Origin of the sequence: Leptolyngbya sp. DQ-M1, from assembly GCF_039962505.1 — a bacterium.
In the GTDB taxonomy this organism is placed as follows: domain Bacteria; phylum Cyanobacteriota; class Cyanobacteriia; order Leptolyngbyales; family Leptolyngbyaceae; genus Leptolyngbya.
Window position 1 is genome coordinate 128,932 of record NZ_JAMPLJ010000001.1, and the last position, 14,573, is coordinate 143,504.

Here is a 14,573-nt window from a genome sequence, read left to right on the forward strand (position 1 = left end):
CCAATTTTTCTATGCTGGAGATAGTTCTAATTGGTGCGACTTGATGAATTTACCGACCTGGATTACCGTTTCTCGGCTGCTTGGAGTGCCGATTTTGCTTTATGGCTTGCAGTTCCCCACGGCTGAGACACGCTGGATTATGGTTGGTGTTTTTCTCGTTGCCGCCGGCACAGATTGGTTGGATGGCTATTTGGCGCGAAAGCTCAACCAGATTACAGATCTCGGCAAATTTCTTGATCCGCTGGTCGATAAATTACTGGTTTTAGCGCCATTGATTTCGCTTGTGGAACTACAGCAAATTCCAGCGTGGGGGGTATTTATGATTTTGGCGCGGGAATTGACGATCGCAGGCTGGCGCGTTGACCCGAATTTACAAAAATCAGTACAGGGCGCGAATTTCTGGGGCAAGCTTAAGACCGTGAGCCAAATTGCAGCGATCGCACTCCTAATCGCACCATTCTCTCAATCCTGGCAGCCTGCAATTCTCAGTTTGTTTTGGATTTCAGTTGCCTTAACCTGGATCTCAGGTCTGATTTATTTATTTCCTCAGAAAACCGCCTAGCTAAGAGTTCCTTCCGATTCCTCGATCTTTTGTCCTAATTTTGGCTCTGTGCCTGCGATTAATCGTTGAATATTCGATCGGTGTCGCCAGATGACATAAGCTCCGCCCGCGATCGCGAACAGCACATACGGCAACGGTTGAGCAAATAGCAGCATAAAAGCAATGACCGAAGCCGCGCCGGAGATCGAGCTAATCGAAACAATTCGCGTCATTGCCAAACTCAGTGCAAATACACCCAACGTTGCCACTCCCACCATCCAATTCATCGCCAGCAGGATTCCTAAACTGGTGGCGACTGATTTTCCACCTGTGAATCCGAGCCAAATCGATTTACTGTGTCCGAGCAGTGCTGCCAGTCCTGCCAGCGTCACCATCGCGGGCTGCCAAAAGCTGAAATCTAGTCCCACAATTTTCGAGAAATACAGCCACCCAGGAAGATGCACAAAGGCGTAATTCACCACCGCGATCGCCAGTGCACCCTTACCGATATCAATCAGGAGAACGACGAGCGCGGGAATTTTGCCGATCGTGCGTAAAACATTCGTTGCTCCCGTCGAGCCTGAGCCGACTTCTCGAATATCGATGCCCTTGAGCAACCGACCTGCCAAATATCCGGTGGGGATTGAACCGAGCAGGTAAGCAACGACTAGAAGCAGTGCGTTATTGATAAACCAAGGCAGCATATTAGTAATACGATTGTTGCTGAATCATTTGTTGGGGACTGGGCGCAAACGCAAGCAGCAGAGGAAATTGAAGCAAAGCAAGGTTGATACTTTCTTCGCTTTCATCTACCACAATCAGCGGCAGTAATCCATCTTTGTCGCATCGCTCTGCTCTCAGCGCTAACTGCTCTGGAGCTTCAAATAATGCAATTCCACGATCGCTGCCAAAGTCACTGCGTGTCACACCCAAACAGTCCTGCAATCCTCGCCGCCATTCTCCTAAGCGCTCCGGCGAATTTGCCAGAATCAGCACTCTTAGACGATCGCGATAAAGATTGTACAGAATCGAAGTCGCTGCTGAGGCAATCAGAATATTTTGCAGGCGTGACCCCATTGTCCGCACTGCACCACGTCCGCCTTGTTTGAAAAACCAATTAGAAACGCGCTCTGCATGGACTGGCTCAAAGGTGCGGCGCAGCTTCCAAACTGGGCCGTAGTAATCGGGCTGATTGCGGAACTGATCGAGAATGCTGCGAATTTTCTGGGCTTCTTCTTCAAACGCCGACTCCCCAAAATTGGGGCTTGGAGTTGCTTGGAGTTTCGCTGGTTCTGGGGTGGCAACAGGCGGCATTTCGGCTTGAAATGTGGGTAATTCTAATTGTTCTGCGGCGATCGCGAGATCTTGAAGACTGCCAACAAGGTAATCTTTGAAGCTTTGAACGCGAATCGCAATCTCTTGAGACGCGCCTGCAAAGCTGGATTTCATCTCATTGCGGATGCGTTCTTGCCGACGTTCTAGCTGCTCGATCGACAGTTGCAGCGTTTGTCTGCGCTGCTCTAATTCCGACAAGTTCTGCTGAACGACTCGCCCTAACGCATTTTGCATCTCCGACACTTGCGCTTGCAAATCATCGCGAGTTGCAACCAAACCCTCAATTTCTTGCTGGAGGGCTTGTTCTTGCTGAGTGAGATCAGCAAGCCGCTGTTCAGACGGCTGCTGTTCAGTAGGCTGCTGTAGATTTGGCAACTTTAACTCTGGTAACACTGCACCTGTTTCATTCGGTGCAGTTTCATCGGAAATGGGCAACTCATCAGAATTCATACGCAACACTCAAATCATTACGCCGCAGCACTAGACCTTGGGGAAACGCTGCTCAAGGCACATTCGTAACATTTTAGGATCAAAGATGATCGGGAGAAAGTGAATACTTTTCACCTCTCTAAAGTAGAAGAGAATGGGCACAGGCGACCAAAAGATTTCCCAGTTCTGCCAGTCGCGATAGGGGAATTGCCGAATAAGCGTTTCACCCCGATAAATGTCTAAGTCAGTCGGTGTGAAGCGTAGCCGCAAAGTCACGCTCTGAATCAGCAGGAATGCCCCAAATAGCGCGATCGTGCCTGCAATCCAGGCTTGCACCCACAGGAGTGGAATCGCTGCCGCAATCAGAACGATCGGAATTGTATAGCTCGGAGCGAGTTCAACGACTTGGTCAGATCCAATCAAGTTGGCATCGGTCATAGCGAATTCCTCGTACGTTAGGGACAGTTCTTATTTTAGATCGCTGCGATTCTTCAGACGGTCGCGCTACGATCGCTCTATATCTCAATTCAAAGGGTATTTGTATGTTTTTGACTGAACTTTCACCACTTGTGCAAGAACTGACTCAGCAACCCGCTGCCTTTTTGGGGGGGTTATTTTCTGGACTATTGCGCCTGAGCCTAAATGAAGAACCCGTGAGAACTTGGCTGACTCAGCAAACAGGAACTACGGTCTATGCCGCAAGCCAGACCACAAATCCGCATAACGGTAACGGTAACGCACCGAAATCTATCTCGATTGACTGAGTTTCATCGTCCGGTTCAAGGCTGTAATTCAAGAGTAAAGGAGCAGTTCTGTTTTGATCTGCTCCTTTGTTTTAACCGTTCATGAGATAAGTGACAACGATTGAAAAACAATTGAGCTTGCTAACGATAACTCATTAAAACCATTAAGGCTTTTAGACAGTTTTTCAAGGTTTCATTAAATACCAAAAAAGGAGGAAACAAAGTCTACAAAATGACAGAGAAGAATTCAGGAACAGGTTAAACCTTTCATGTAGAATTGAGCTATAGGGGGCGCGTAATCTGTAGTTTCAGCACAGACTTACTGCCAGTTTTTTACTCTCTCTAATAAACGTTTTCATCCAAAGATAGTCGGAGTTCTTGTATGAAAGTCTCGAAATTACTCTCGCTTCAAGTGTATTTATATTCAGGAATGCTAAGTCTTACGATCGCAGGTACTGTCCATGCCGCGCCGACGGCACCCGCGCAGAAAGAACAGTCGTCCGCTGCTGGACAATCCTCTAGGGGTGCTTCAAAAACATACCAGAGCCAACTGGGATTTCGGTTTAACTTTACAGCTCCATACGTTGTAGACAAGACTCAGGAAGGGAAAGGAACGATCGTCCTTAGAGATCCTTCATTAAACACTCAAGCTGTTGGTAGCGATCAACCTGCGCCGGTTGATAGTAATGTGCAATCTCAATCTTCTCCGGGAGATAAGATTACGATTTCAAGATTTGACAATCCGCAGCGTCTTTCTGCGCGTCAATGGGCAGAACAAAACAAAACACTATCGTTTTTTGACCAGCAACAAAGCGATTATCGAAGTTACAATTTTGCGGGCAAACCTGCTGTTTCCTACTCTTGGTGTACAACCAATACTTGTGGAGATAGCATTATTGTTCCAAGCCGTGATGGGCGTACAATTTTCGTTTTGAGAGCATTGTATGACTATCCAGGCGATGCCGTCCGATGGGACTTTCAGCGAATGGCTGGAAGATTTCAGCTAACCCAATAGTTTCCTTATAGTAGTCTTTCTAGAACAGCCTGAAACGCGATCGTGTTTCAGGCTGTCTTGTTGAATAGAGTTTGGGAACTTCAGCAAAAAAATTAAGTCACTACAAGAGAACGCCGCCCAAAAGGGTTCGATGTAGCTTTTGCAATACTATATACACACGATCGAGGTTGATTACCATGTCGCGAGTTGACTTGGCAGAAATTCGGAATTTAGTCGTTCGAGGAACGTTATTGTCGCTAGGGGCAATGATGGTAGCGGGTAGTGCGGTGGTGGCACAAACTACCCCACCCCAGGGAGATGTGGTAATTGATACGGTGCCCGATCGCGGTGGATCAACCTCTCAACCGGGTGGGACAACGATTCCATCCCCGACTGCGGCGGGCACTCGGTTTGCCTGCCAAGTGAACAACGGACAAAACACAGTGATGTATTTTCCGGAGAGTCAACCGAGCCGAGCATATGCTTGGGCTGTTCCGAGTACATTGGGCGGGGGCTGGAGTTCCGATCGTCGCTGTAATGAAATCGCGCGCCGTTTAGAGTCGTATCGACCGGATGGCTTGGTGGAGATGAAGACCGGATTTGAGAACGGCTACAACACGATTTGCGTTACGACCGATCGCGTTCCGTCTTGCCGGATTGTATTGACGGTTCCACCCGGACAAGATGCGGTAACAACGCGCGATCGCGTGTTCCAAAACCTCTCGGTCGCAGATAGCGGTCAGCAAACTCAGGGTGTTCTCACGTATGGAGGAGGTCGCTCTAATATTCTCAATCAGCTTGGCCAGATTATTGGAATTCGTCGATCGACCGCTGCAACGAACGGGAATATCAACTTGAAGCCGTTCTTGTCGCCTAGAGATGGTGGAACGGGTGAGCGACTGGTCGGAGGTGTCCAGGTGCGATCTACTCGTCCGGGACAGGCTGTACCTCGGATTTTCCGTCGGTAGTAGGAGTGAGAGGCGGGGCGATTAGCTGTCGGAGTTGATTCGACCTTGATAAAGCTCCGCTTTTTGCAAAACCGCCTGCTCAGGTGAATAGCATTTCACCACATCAAACATCGAGTAGCAAGGCAGAAGATTCGTCAGAGCACGATCGCCTGTGTATTAGAGCGCTTCGGGTTGATTGCATAACGCAATCAACCCGAAGCGCTTTGAGAGTGTAGGAATTGTCGTAGTGCCTCTAGTATTTCGGCGATCTGGGATAGGAGCGTTGGTGCTTGGGTGAGGTCGTTGCTTGATGCCTGTTGTTCTAGGGCTGAGGCGATCGCCTGCATCTCATAAAGTCCAACATTTGCACTAGAGCCTTTGAGCTGATGAGCCAGTCGGGAGATTAATGCTGCATCTTGAGTTTCTAGCGCAGTGCTGGCAGAACTCAAGTGCTGCTGAGAGTCGTTCCAAAAGATTTGGAGTAATTCGCGCTCAAACTCTTTACTGCCGTCTGCGACTTGATGGAGATGATCCCAGTCGATTGCTAAATTCATGGGTTGTTCTACCGTTTGCTGTTCTAATAGCTCACCCCAATACGTCAGTTTCTCACTGAGCATTTCCTTGGAGATGGGTTTACTGAGATAATCATCCATACCTGCGGCTAAGCAGCGCTCTCGATCCTCTAACATAGCATTTGCGGTGAGGGCAATGATGATACTTTGGTGCTCTACCTGTTGCTTTCGGATCACTCGCGTTGCCTCGTAGCCATCTAAAATAGGCATCTGACAGTCCATAAACACTAAGTTGTATGGAATTTGGCTCAGCATTTCGATCGCTTCTTTACCGTTAGCGGCAACATCTGCTGTATAGCCTAAGTGCTTCAGTTGATTCAGAGTGACTTTCTGATTCACGATGTTATCTTCAACCAGCAGAATTTTAAGCCTGGAGTTCGTTTGGGTCGGCAGAGTGCGAGGCGGAGGCAGTGTTGCTGGCTTCACAAGCTGAGCTGGAGACATCGTATTGATGATGCAATCGAGCAGTCGAGCCTGTTTGACGGGCTTGATCAAGTACGCAGAAAATCCAAGCTCTGCCATGTCTTTTGCGCCTCCCCAGCGATGCACTGAGGTCATCATGATTAGCTTCGTGCAAGCTAAAGTGCGATCGGATTTAATCAGTAACCCCAGCGTCTCACCATCGATGTCGGGCATTTGCATATCGAGAATCGCCAAATCGTAGGGCGCACTTGATCGAGCGCGAGTCCGCATTTTTTGCAGCGCGATCGAGGCGTTTTCCGCTTCATCGACTTCAATTTTCCAAGCTGAGAGTTGATAGCGCACGATTGTGCGATTGGTTTCGTTATCGTCTACCACGAGCAACTTCAACTGGGTGAGATCCGGAGTAGGAATGGGGGTCGCTTGTGCGGCGGGTTGCTCTGTTTGCTTCTTAAAGGTGAGTGTGAACCAAAATCTTGATCCGACCTTTGACTTGCTTTCAACGCCGATCGTTCCGCCCATCAGTTCCACAAGCTGACGCGAGATCGCTAAGCCTAATCCGGTGCCCCCACAGCGCCGCGTCATAGACGCATCGACTTGAGCAAACGGCTGAAACAGACGTTTCTGAGCCAATTCGGGAATGCCGATCCCGGTATCAGTGACGGAAAACGAGATCGTCGCAGTCGTCTCGGTTTGCGACTCCAACGCTGCTTTGATCACGACTTCGCCTTGCTGCGTGAATTTAATCGCATTCCCCACTAAATTCGTCAGAATTTGCCGCAATCGACCGACATCGCCTCGTAGTCCGATCGGAATCTCGTGAGAAATGATTGTGCCAATTTCCAGCCCTTCTGCAAATGCGGTGGGAGCAAACAAATCAGCCACTTCTTCGACACAAGCTGCCAGATTAAAATCGAGCGTTTCTAGCTCCATTTCCCGCGCTTCGAGCTTGGAAAAGTCAAGAATTTGATTAATTAACGTCAGTAGGTTGTCGCCACTTGTGCGAATCGTTTCGACAAAATCGCGTTGAGTCGCGTTGAGTTCGGTATCGAGCAGCAATCCGGTCATACCCAGCACCGCATTCATTGGGGTGCGAATTTCGTGACTCATCGTGGCGAGAAAGGTACTCTTCATCTGCGAAGCGCGTTCCGCTTCCGCTCGTGCTTGCTCTAGGGCTAGGTTCTGTTCTGATAAGGTCGATCGCTGTTGGCGCTCTTGGTCGAGCAAACGAGCCTGCATGAGCGCAATCGCCACTTGATCCGCCAGTTGAGTGAGAAATTCCACTTCAAACGCTTGCCAGGAGCGTGGCTGATCACACTGATGCGCGATCAGCAGCCCCCAGAGAATCGGCTCTGCTTCCTCGTCTCGATGCTGCAGAATCGGCACGACTAAATTGGCTTTGACTTCAAACCGTCGCAATAATCGCTTGTGGCAGGGAGTCAACGACGCGATATCAATGTCGTCGATCATTGTGGTGGCTCCCTGCTGATAGTATCGCCATGTGCCTTCTTTGAAGCAGGTATCTTCAATATGTTCGCCCAAGGCTGATACCCAGCCGTCTTTTACCGACTCCACTTCAACGACCCCATTCCACTGTGGATCAAAGCGGTAAATAATCACGCGATCGGCTTGCAAAAACTGTCGCACTTCCGCAACGGTAGTTTCAAGAATCTCATTGAGTTGCAGCGATCGACGAATTCGCAGAGTAATGGCTGCGAGGAGCTGCGATCGGGCGCTTTGTCGATTGGATTCTTCTTCGGCTTGTTTTCGCTCGATAAATTGTCCGACTTGCGACGCGATCGCCACCATCATCGTTGTCATGATTTCTTCATCGGGAGGTTGCACCTGCTGACTAAACAGGACAATCACGCCGATCGTGCCATCGCGACTGAGAATTGGACAGCCGATAGCTGCATGAAGTCCGGCTTTTACGGCTAAGTGCGATCGCAAAAATAATCTATCCTGCACGACATCGCTCATCCACAGGGGTTTACCGCCGCTCCAAACTCGCCCCGGCAACCCATATCCGGGTGCAAATACCCACGATTTTGAGGCGTTTGCAAACTCACTGGACTGTCTTCCTAATCGGCTCCAATGCGCGGTACAACGAATCCCATTGGTTGCTTGATCGGCAATCCACAGTTCGCCAAAATCCCAGCCAATATGTTCACAAATCGTTTGTAGAAGGTGGGGAGTGGCATTGTTGAGGGTGGCAGATTCGGCTAAGACTCGCGTAACGGCGTGCTGAAGCTGTAGCTGCATTTCAGTTTTGCGAGTTTGAGCGGCAGACCGCTCTAGCCGCCGAATTTGACGACGCTGTTCTAATAGAGCGATTGCTTGCTGTGAGAGCGAGCGCAGCGCTGCGCTCTGAGAGGGATCTAGACGTTGTGAAGCATAATCCATCACGCATAGCGTTCCGATCGGCTGACCGTCTAGAGTGATCAATGGAACTCCGGCATAGAACCGAATTGGAGATATTTCCGCGCCAGCAGGATGAAGAATCAGACGTTCTAGTTCCGGCGCATCCACCAGAACTAGAACGTCTGATTGCTCCAGCGTGTAGGAACACGGGGACTGTTGGCGTGGAATTTCAGCAACGCCAACTCCAATTTTTGCTTTAACGACCTGTCGATCGGCATCCATAAAACTAAGCAGCGCGATCGGAGTGCGGCAGAGATAAGCCGCTAACTCAGCTAAGCGATCGAATGCCGCTTCAGGGAGCGTGTCAAAAATGTCATACCCATACAGTGCGGTTAACCTTGCCGCTTCTTGTTCCGGTGATGCCATCATAGGTCTTTATTAGGAATAACAAGGCATTCCTTTTAATGTATGCAGGGCTGGATTATAGGTTGGATCTGCTTCAGTGTATCGATCTTCCGTATTGAATGAACCGTCCGCTGCTGTATCCGGAGCAGTGAAAACAGTGTCCTTCAGTCCCGCAATAGCCAAGTCATGACTCCTAAAAATAGCAGCCAAAATGCCCATTGGGGAACCTGAAGATACGTCAATACTTCTGAGGGAAGTAGAACAAGCCGCACAGCCAGTAATCCAAGAAATAGTAGCACAGTCAAGATTCCGATTAACATGGCAGCAATTCCTACTAAATTAATCGATGTGAATAAATTATCAGCAGCTTCAAAGGTTCAGAAATAAAGTGTAAACAGTCGTGCTGCCTTAAAACGCCTTTCATCCTACAATGAAAATTTAAGTTGGTGAAAGATAAATTTTGCAATAGTAAAAACTTAATACCGTAAGGAGTCTGAAAATGGTTCGATACACACAAAAAATAGCAATGTGGGGAATAGGTATCTCCATGGCGATCGCGTCGCTACAATTTTCCTCTCGCACGATCGCGCAACCCGATACCTTCAAATCCTTAACGCTAAATAACCAAACGACTTCTGGCGTAATGATGGGATCGACTGGGGGAACGACTTCGCTGCCTGCGGTTGTGAGTAATCGCGATCGTCAGGGTCAAGCTTGCATCGGCTTTGGTGATTCGACTCCAAATCACACGCTGGTCTTGGAACGCCCTTTTTCTTCCCTAACGATTCGCGTCGATAGTGGCGGAGGAGACACAACGCTGTTAATCTCAGGGCCAGGTGGAGTCCGTTGTGCGGATGCTGGAGAATCCGGCAGAGATGTGCGATTACAACAAAGTGACTGGCAGCCTGGAAGTTATCGCGTTTGGATCGGAACGGTGACACCTCGCACGAATCGGGATTATCGCCTTATCGTGCGAGGAAATTAGCGGGTCTTGAACTGGTTGAGTTGAAGATTGCCACAGCCTTGCAGATCGGCTCTCAAACTGCTTAAGATGCGATCGCAGCAGAAGTTCGGACTTTAAGGGACTCACAGACGATCGTATCAGTCAGAATCGCGCTCACGGTCGCCCCAGAGTGAATTTCTAAATGCGCAGTGTAGGGTGCTTCAAATAAAAGTCGTTCCCCCGGAAAGACTACGCGCTCAAAATACCAGTTCTCAACATCGGCAATCCGAGCAACTTGAATGTGACGGGTTGTATTGACATAGCAGCAAAGGTCAAGCGTAGGATTTGCCTGAAATGAAGGAAAAGCCATTTTTTTAGTATCGGAGTTAAACTCCGGCGATCGTAACAGCGTTTGATTGATTAAAAGATCTAACTTTAAGTAGATTCAGTTCCCCAATTAGGCAGAGACGCGATCGACTCCGTGGAAACACTTAAGATTCTGACTGCTTTTCATCTCAAGTGCATTTAAACCGGAGAAAGGTTGTAAAGGTTTCATGAAATAGACCGCAGTAAGCTTAAGGATTGTGTTTGAATCTCAAGCTGGAACTTGTCGTAGTATCTGGAGCAGTGCAATCTAGAGAGAGTTGAAAAAGATTCGTATTCAGACGGTTGACTTCTGGAAATAATTTTCTAGCAGAGTCAGAACTGCAACTCTAAAGTCTTCGATTAAGATTTAGATTTACAGTTCTAGCCCGCCCAGTGTAAATTCTGCACTCAAGCGATATCGCTTGGAATATGAGTTACTGCATCTGCCTGTCCTTGCCAATATTCATGAATCAGCGCTTCTAGCTCCGATCGCTGGACTTCGGTTCCAATCGTCGCATCTCCAGGGGTTTCAAAAAAAATTGTGCTGTAATCTTTATCCATTGCCAGCATTTGAAACAGGATATGTATCACCGGAACAGGTAAAGCGATTAAATTTGGATCTGTTAAATCATAAGGACTCGAAGAAACGTCCTTGAGGCTGGGGAACGCATAAATTACGTTTTTCTCAGGTTCATCTTGGGCACGATGATTGAGGGTCAGCATCACCCAGTTTTGATCGAGTGTCTGCACCACGTAGTATTGGAGATGTCGCAACCGCTGCGCGATCGCGCGCAAAACGGGCGCGATTGATTCAATTAACTGAGGAGTAGAGCCGTCTTGGGGAGCTTCGTTAACCAGCATCTGAAGCTGTTGATCTAGATTCATATCGTGCTATCCGCAAATAATCAGGGATTTCTACCACCATTGTGATCTAGGCATCACAAAAAAGTTCCATCAAACCAATGAGAGTAAGCCATTGATTTGCACGACACTAGAAACCGTGGGGGAAATCTGCCAGAGCGTGGATGCGATCTTTCAGCTATTGCTTAACGAACTGAAACAAGCCACCACTGCCTCTGAGCGAAACTGCCGGGAAGTTGCCGATCGACTGACCCAGGAAGTTGTCCGAATCTGCTCCGAAAGTAAGCGCATTCAAGCATCGGGAGAAGTCCAAACCTGGGCAACCGCGCTCGCCAAGCACCGACTTCAGCAATGCCTGGGATATTATCGCCTCGGTTCGCGCCGCGCTCGTGCGGAGTTGCACAGCAATTTGAGCGCCGTAATCTATCGATACATCACACCGCCGCAGACCCAATCGAGCTATCAGGCTCGACTGGTGCTGATCGAGGATTTTCTGCAAGGCTTTTACATGGAAGCGCTGAATGCGTTTCGCCGTGAGTCTCAGTTAGGCGCGACGTACACCCCGCGATCGCCGCTCGAACTTTCGGAGTACATGGCATTTACCGAGCGCTACGGGAAACGACGCATCCCGCTACCCGGACATCGCAATCAGCAGCTCATTATCCTAAGAGCGCAAACCTTCTCACAGCAGCAACCTGCTGAAACGCTGGTCGATCTCGAACAAGCAGCAGAAGGCTCGATGTCGGAATCGGAAAACCCGTGGAGCTTGGCATCGATTCAGCAGGTGCGCGAACAAATGGTCGCCCAGGAACCAGAACTAGCAGAAGATACGCTCCGCCAATCTGTGATTAAAGAACTCGTCGCTTATCTCGAAGAACGCAAACAAACCGACTGTATTGACTACTTCACGCTGCGGCTGCAAGATCTACCCGCCAATGAAATTGAAACGATTCTGGGCTTAACGCCTCGTCAGCGGGATTACTTACAGCAGCGCTTCAAATACCATTTGATTCGATTCTCGTTCTCACATCACTGGGAGCTTGTGCATCAGTGGTTAGAGGCAGACTTAGAGCGCAATCTCGGACTCTCGAATCGTCAGTGGCAGACGTTGCACCAACGCGCTACGGCTTCTCAAGTTAAACTGTTGGAACTGAAGCAGCAAAAGCTACCGGAAGCGACGATCGCTCAGCGCCTCGGTTGCACAGTGAATCAGGTTCAGAAACAATGGTTTAAACTGCTTGAGCAAGCTTGGGAAATTCGTAATGACCAAGATTCCGGAGCAACATCATCGGCTGATGAATAGGGTGTTATCACAATGGATCACGATTTAGCGACACGAACGCAAGTTCTTCTTAAACTGTTACACAATTTCGGTCTGGTCGATCGTTGCGATCTCCAGCCGGATGTGTTAGGGCGATCGTTAGACCGTGATTCAGAGCGTGATTTAAGTTGTGGGGCTAGTTCCTCCCCACAGCGCTCCTCACACGAGGACTTATTACACCAACCGGGAGAGATACCTGCTGTGCAAGATCGTTTTCATGCACTGCTAAAACGTCGCCTTCTGCTTGAGGCTCAGAAAAATCCGCCGCTTTTTCCTTGGGAGAAAGAGGAAGTCGATTATGACACTGAGCCAGCGAGTTACGAAGCGCAACCTGCTTTAGCCGCTGCATCTGTTTGGTTACATCAAATTCGTCACATTAATTTACCGATTCCCATGCCAGAAGCCGTGATGACCGAGCTTCTGTCAAAGTGCCAGTCGGTATTGTTTTCGTCGCTGCGAGAAGGCGCAAAACTGGTTCGAGCAGTGGATACGCTGTTTCCAGGTCAGGCTCAACTGCTAAATAATGTTGCAGGTTACGTCATGGTCTCACCGACTCGGTCTAAGGTCGCCAAGTTGCAAGACCTCGCAACCGAACTGGGCGAAGCGTTGCCGGAGTCGTATGACAGCGCGATCGAGACGCAGCAAATGGCGCTGTCGCTACTTGCTGCACGGGAAATTCTCAGCACGCTGACGCTGACTGTATCCGAGCAGCAACCGCAGCTAGAGCGCGAATGGCTCACCGAACTGGGAGCGTTTACGCTGAGGATTCGATATGCGGTAGAGCAACTCCAGATCGAAGCAGTGCTTCCTTGCGGTGGCAGTTTGCTGTTTCAGGGCGAAGGCTCTCGATCCACGAGCGATCGCAACGATGCAGGTCAGCTGAGTCTGGAGATTCGAGAGTTTGGTGTCGATCGAGCCTATCCGCTAGAAGTTCGCTTGGGTGAGCAGGATTCACTCACATTCGCGCTCAGCATTCAGAAATAGAAATTTGAGGCTGGGGTTAAAGGGTGAAAGTCCAAGACTTTCACCCTTTGTTTTTTTGCTCAATCCGGGAATCCGGACTGATACCAAATTGATTTGTGGATGCGACAGATTCTCGCCCCCTAAATCCCCCATTCTGGGGGACTTTGAGTATGATCTGTCGCGCTCTATGTTTAATTCGGTATGACTTCTTGCAAAGCCTCAAGATAGTCGATCGCAGCTACTAAGCGAGAGTCATAATTACAGGCAAACTCCTCAAACCAGCGCCCTTCGCTCGACTGAGAATCGAGGTTTTTTAACCATTCTTCAGCCCGAAGCGCTAGAGCTTGACGACGCTGTTGCTTTAGTTGTTCGAGACGTTCTTGTTTCTGTTGGGCTTGCTGTTGTAATCGAAGCGCCTCTTGCCTAAGCGTTTCCTGGTGTTCCTGCTTCAATTGGTCAAACAAAGGGTCTGGACTTGGAGCAGTCGAAGGCTGAGGCACTTGCGGTTGGGCATCGATCTGTTTCAGCAGACTATCGATCGATAACCGATCAGGTTTAACCTCTGAAGCAGATTGAGATTCAGAAGATTCGTTATTTAAACTCTTGAGCAATTTGTCAATCGAGTCCATTGTCATTAATCGTAATTAATCGGCGATCGCGTTAATCAGAACTTCAGCAAGGCTCAGATCTGCCATATCGTCCATTGTAATCGTGTCGCAGATGTCAAATTTAGCACCCACGTCTTTGATTTGATCATCAAGCGCTGTGAGAAACTGCTTTGCGCCTGAATCGCTTCCAATCTGTAAAAAGGTGATGGCGAGTTCTTCATCACGCTCCATCTGCTCTGTTGAACGAATAATTGCCTCAATTACGGCACGGCGATCGTCGGGTGCGCCATCTGTCACAACTAGAATCGTTTCGCCTGCCTTGGTCTTTCCTGTTGCTTTGCGATGAAAATAATTTTGAGCGGCATCCCATAATACTGATGCCAAATTTGTTGAACCGATCGGCTCGTTTTCCATGAAAATCTGCTCGACTTTGCTCGAAGTCACATCGTCATAGCGTTTGAAGCGACTAGAGAAGAGATAAACAGTGATGCCATCGGGATCAAACTGTTCACACTTACGAGCAAGGGCAAGCGCTGATTCTTGAACCGCTTCCCAACGGCTTCGACCCCCGCTTTGGTCAGTTGCAGACATACTTCCACTTTTGTCGAGGATTAAGGTGTAATCTCGATTCTTAAGGGAATCAAAACCTGGCATAAGCTTTCTCCGATGGACTTCGCTCTTAGGTTTCCCAAATTTTCATGATCCGACTTCAACTAAAAGAGCCCGGAAGTTTCCTTCCAGGCTCTAATGCTTTTTACGCTGAA

Annotated in this window: 16 protein-coding genes; 7 read left to right on the forward strand and 9 right to left on the reverse strand. The window is 48.9% G+C overall.

The features are described 5' to 3' along the window. Positions 1–43 precede the first annotated feature (43 nt). Positions 44–562, forward strand: coding sequence for a CDP-diacylglycerol--glycerol-3-phosphate 3-phosphatidyltransferase (pgsA, locus tag NC981_RS00575; protein WP_348242013.1), 519 nt, complete (start codon positions 44–46; stop codon positions 560–562). Here the strand turns inward: pgsA and plsY are convergent. Genes plsY through NC981_RS00590 form a run of 3 tightly spaced genes read right to left on the reverse strand, consistent with a single transcriptional unit; the run spans position 559 to position 2,743 of the window. After that, positions 559–1,245: a glycerol-3-phosphate 1-O-acyltransferase PlsY gene (plsY, locus tag NC981_RS00580; RefSeq protein ID WP_348241091.1), complete on the reverse strand. Its 687-nt coding sequence runs from the start codon at positions 1,243–1,245 to the stop codon at positions 559–561. The genes pgsA and plsY overlap by 4 nt on opposite strands. Position 1,246: 1 nt before the next feature. Continuing rightward, a complete protein-coding gene (locus NC981_RS00585) occupies positions 1,247–2,326 on the reverse strand; it encodes a DUF3086 domain-containing protein (RefSeq protein WP_348241092.1) in 1,080 nt (359 codons plus the stop codon). Positions 2,327–2,356: 30 nt separating this feature from the next. Further along, on the reverse strand, positions 2,357–2,743 hold the full coding sequence (locus tag NC981_RS00590; protein ID WP_348241093.1) for a DUF3119 family protein: 387 nt from the start codon (positions 2,741–2,743) through the stop codon (positions 2,357–2,359). A gap of 104 nt (positions 2,744–2,847) precedes the next feature. On the opposite strand from NC981_RS00590, the gene NC981_RS00595 reads away from it, so the two are divergent. From NC981_RS00595 to NC981_RS00605, 3 genes are all read left to right on the forward strand, one after another. Further along, complete coding sequence (locus NC981_RS00595) at positions 2,848–3,069, forward strand: hypothetical protein (RefSeq protein ID WP_348241094.1); 222 nt, start codon at positions 2,848–2,850, stop codon at positions 3,067–3,069. 361 nt (positions 3,070–3,430) lie between these two features. Continuing rightward, the gene (locus tag NC981_RS00600; RefSeq protein WP_348241095.1) at positions 3,431–4,063 is read left to right on the forward strand and encodes a hypothetical protein; all 633 of its coding nucleotides are present in this window, start codon (positions 3,431–3,433) and stop codon (positions 4,061–4,063) included. 176 nt (positions 4,064–4,239) lie between these two features. Continuing rightward, a complete protein-coding gene (locus NC981_RS00605; RefSeq protein WP_242026712.1) occupies positions 4,240–5,010 on the forward strand; it encodes a COP23 domain-containing protein in 771 nt (256 codons plus the stop codon). Positions 5,011–5,198: 188 nt separating this feature from the next. Here NC981_RS00605 and NC981_RS00610 read toward each other — a convergent pair whose 3' ends face one another. Beyond that, the gene (locus NC981_RS00610; RefSeq protein ID WP_348241096.1) at positions 5,199–8,771 is read right to left on the reverse strand and encodes a GAF domain-containing protein; all 3,573 of its coding nucleotides are present in this window, start codon (positions 8,769–8,771) and stop codon (positions 5,199–5,201) included. Positions 8,772–8,911: 140 nt separating this feature from the next. Beyond that, entirely contained in the window at positions 8,912–9,067 is a 156-nt protein-coding gene (locus NC981_RS00615) for a hypothetical protein (RefSeq protein WP_348241097.1), read from the reverse strand. 179 nt (positions 9,068–9,246) lie between these two features. Here NC981_RS00615 and NC981_RS00620 point away from each other — a divergent pair, with 179 nt between their 5' ends. Further along, positions 9,247–9,732: a hypothetical protein gene (locus NC981_RS00620; RefSeq protein WP_348241098.1), complete on the forward strand. Its 486-nt coding sequence runs from the start codon at positions 9,247–9,249 to the stop codon at positions 9,730–9,732. Positions 9,733–9,793: 61 nt separating this feature from the next. Here NC981_RS00620 and NC981_RS00625 read toward each other — a convergent pair whose 3' ends face one another. Then, complete coding sequence (locus tag NC981_RS00625; RefSeq protein WP_348241099.1) at positions 9,794–10,060, reverse strand: DUF1830 domain-containing protein; 267 nt, start codon at positions 10,058–10,060, stop codon at positions 9,794–9,796. A gap of 404 nt (positions 10,061–10,464) precedes the next feature. After that, on the reverse strand, positions 10,465–10,941 hold the full coding sequence (locus NC981_RS00630) for a hypothetical protein (protein ID WP_190376195.1): 477 nt from the start codon (positions 10,939–10,941) through the stop codon (positions 10,465–10,467). Positions 10,942–11,056: 115 nt separating this feature from the next. Here NC981_RS00630 and hetZ point away from each other — a divergent pair, with 115 nt between their 5' ends. Further along, positions 11,057–12,220: a heterocyst differentiation protein HetZ gene (hetZ, locus tag NC981_RS00635; RefSeq protein WP_348242014.1), complete on the forward strand. Its 1,164-nt coding sequence runs from the start codon at positions 11,057–11,059 to the stop codon at positions 12,218–12,220. A gap of 12 nt (positions 12,221–12,232) precedes the next feature. Next, positions 12,233–13,222: a PatU gene (locus tag NC981_RS00640; RefSeq protein ID WP_348241100.1), complete on the forward strand. Its 990-nt coding sequence runs from the start codon at positions 12,233–12,235 to the stop codon at positions 13,220–13,222. Positions 13,223–13,392: 170 nt separating this feature from the next. Here NC981_RS00640 and NC981_RS00645 read toward each other — a convergent pair whose 3' ends face one another. Continuing rightward, entirely contained in the window at positions 13,393–13,830 is a 438-nt protein-coding gene (locus tag NC981_RS00645; RefSeq protein ID WP_348241101.1) for a hypothetical protein, read from the reverse strand. 15 nt (positions 13,831–13,845) lie between these two features. Beyond that, the gene (locus NC981_RS00650; protein WP_348241102.1) at positions 13,846–14,463 is read right to left on the reverse strand and encodes a VWA domain-containing protein; all 618 of its coding nucleotides are present in this window, start codon (positions 14,461–14,463) and stop codon (positions 13,846–13,848) included. Between the last annotated feature and the right edge of the window lie 110 nt (positions 14,464–14,573).

What these genes read in the sequence shown, in the direction of transcription:
- NC981_RS00590 (WP_348241093.1), bottom strand. Translation starts at nt 2,743, where the DNA reads ATGACCGATGCCAACTTGATTGGATCTGACCAAGTCGTTGAACTCGCT.
- NC981_RS00610 (WP_348241096.1), bottom strand. Translation starts at nt 8,771, where the DNA reads ATGATGGCATCACCGGAACAAGAAGCGGCAAGGTTAACCGCACTGTAT.
- NC981_RS00605 (WP_242026712.1), top strand. Translation starts at nt 4,240, where the DNA reads ATGTCGCGAGTTGACTTGGCAGAAATTCGGAATTTAGTCGTTCGAGGA.
- NC981_RS00625 (WP_348241099.1), bottom strand. Translation starts at nt 10,060, where the DNA reads ATGGCTTTTCCTTCATTTCAGGCAAATCCTACGCTTGACCTTTGCTGC.
- NC981_RS00595 (WP_348241094.1), top strand. Translation starts at nt 2,848, where the DNA reads ATGTTTTTGACTGAACTTTCACCACTTGTGCAAGAACTGACTCAGCAA.
- NC981_RS00585 (WP_348241092.1), bottom strand. Translation starts at nt 2,326, where the DNA reads ATGAATTCTGATGAGTTGCCCATTTCCGATGAAACTGCACCGAATGAA.
- NC981_RS00650 (WP_348241102.1), bottom strand. Translation starts at nt 14,463, where the DNA reads ATGCCAGGTTTTGATTCCCTTAAGAATCGAGATTACACCTTAATCCTC.
- NC981_RS00640 (WP_348241100.1), top strand. Translation starts at nt 12,233, where the DNA reads ATGGATCACGATTTAGCGACACGAACGCAAGTTCTTCTTAAACTGTTA.
- NC981_RS00630 (WP_190376195.1), bottom strand. Translation starts at nt 10,941, where the DNA reads ATGAATCTAGATCAACAGCTTCAGATGCTGGTTAACGAAGCTCCCCAA.
- NC981_RS00600 (WP_348241095.1), top strand. Translation starts at nt 3,431, where the DNA reads ATGAAAGTCTCGAAATTACTCTCGCTTCAAGTGTATTTATATTCAGGA.
- NC981_RS00620 (WP_348241098.1), top strand. Translation starts at nt 9,247, where the DNA reads ATGGTTCGATACACACAAAAAATAGCAATGTGGGGAATAGGTATCTCC.
- plsY (WP_348241091.1), bottom strand. Translation starts at nt 1,245, where the DNA reads ATGCTGCCTTGGTTTATCAATAACGCACTGCTTCTAGTCGTTGCTTAC.
- NC981_RS00615 (WP_348241097.1), bottom strand. Translation starts at nt 9,067, where the DNA reads ATGTTAATCGGAATCTTGACTGTGCTACTATTTCTTGGATTACTGGCT.
- pgsA (WP_348242013.1), top strand. Translation starts at nt 44, where the DNA reads ATGAATTTACCGACCTGGATTACCGTTTCTCGGCTGCTTGGAGTGCCG.
- NC981_RS00645 (WP_348241101.1), bottom strand. Translation starts at nt 13,830, where the DNA reads ATGGACTCGATTGACAAATTGCTCAAGAGTTTAAATAACGAATCTTCT.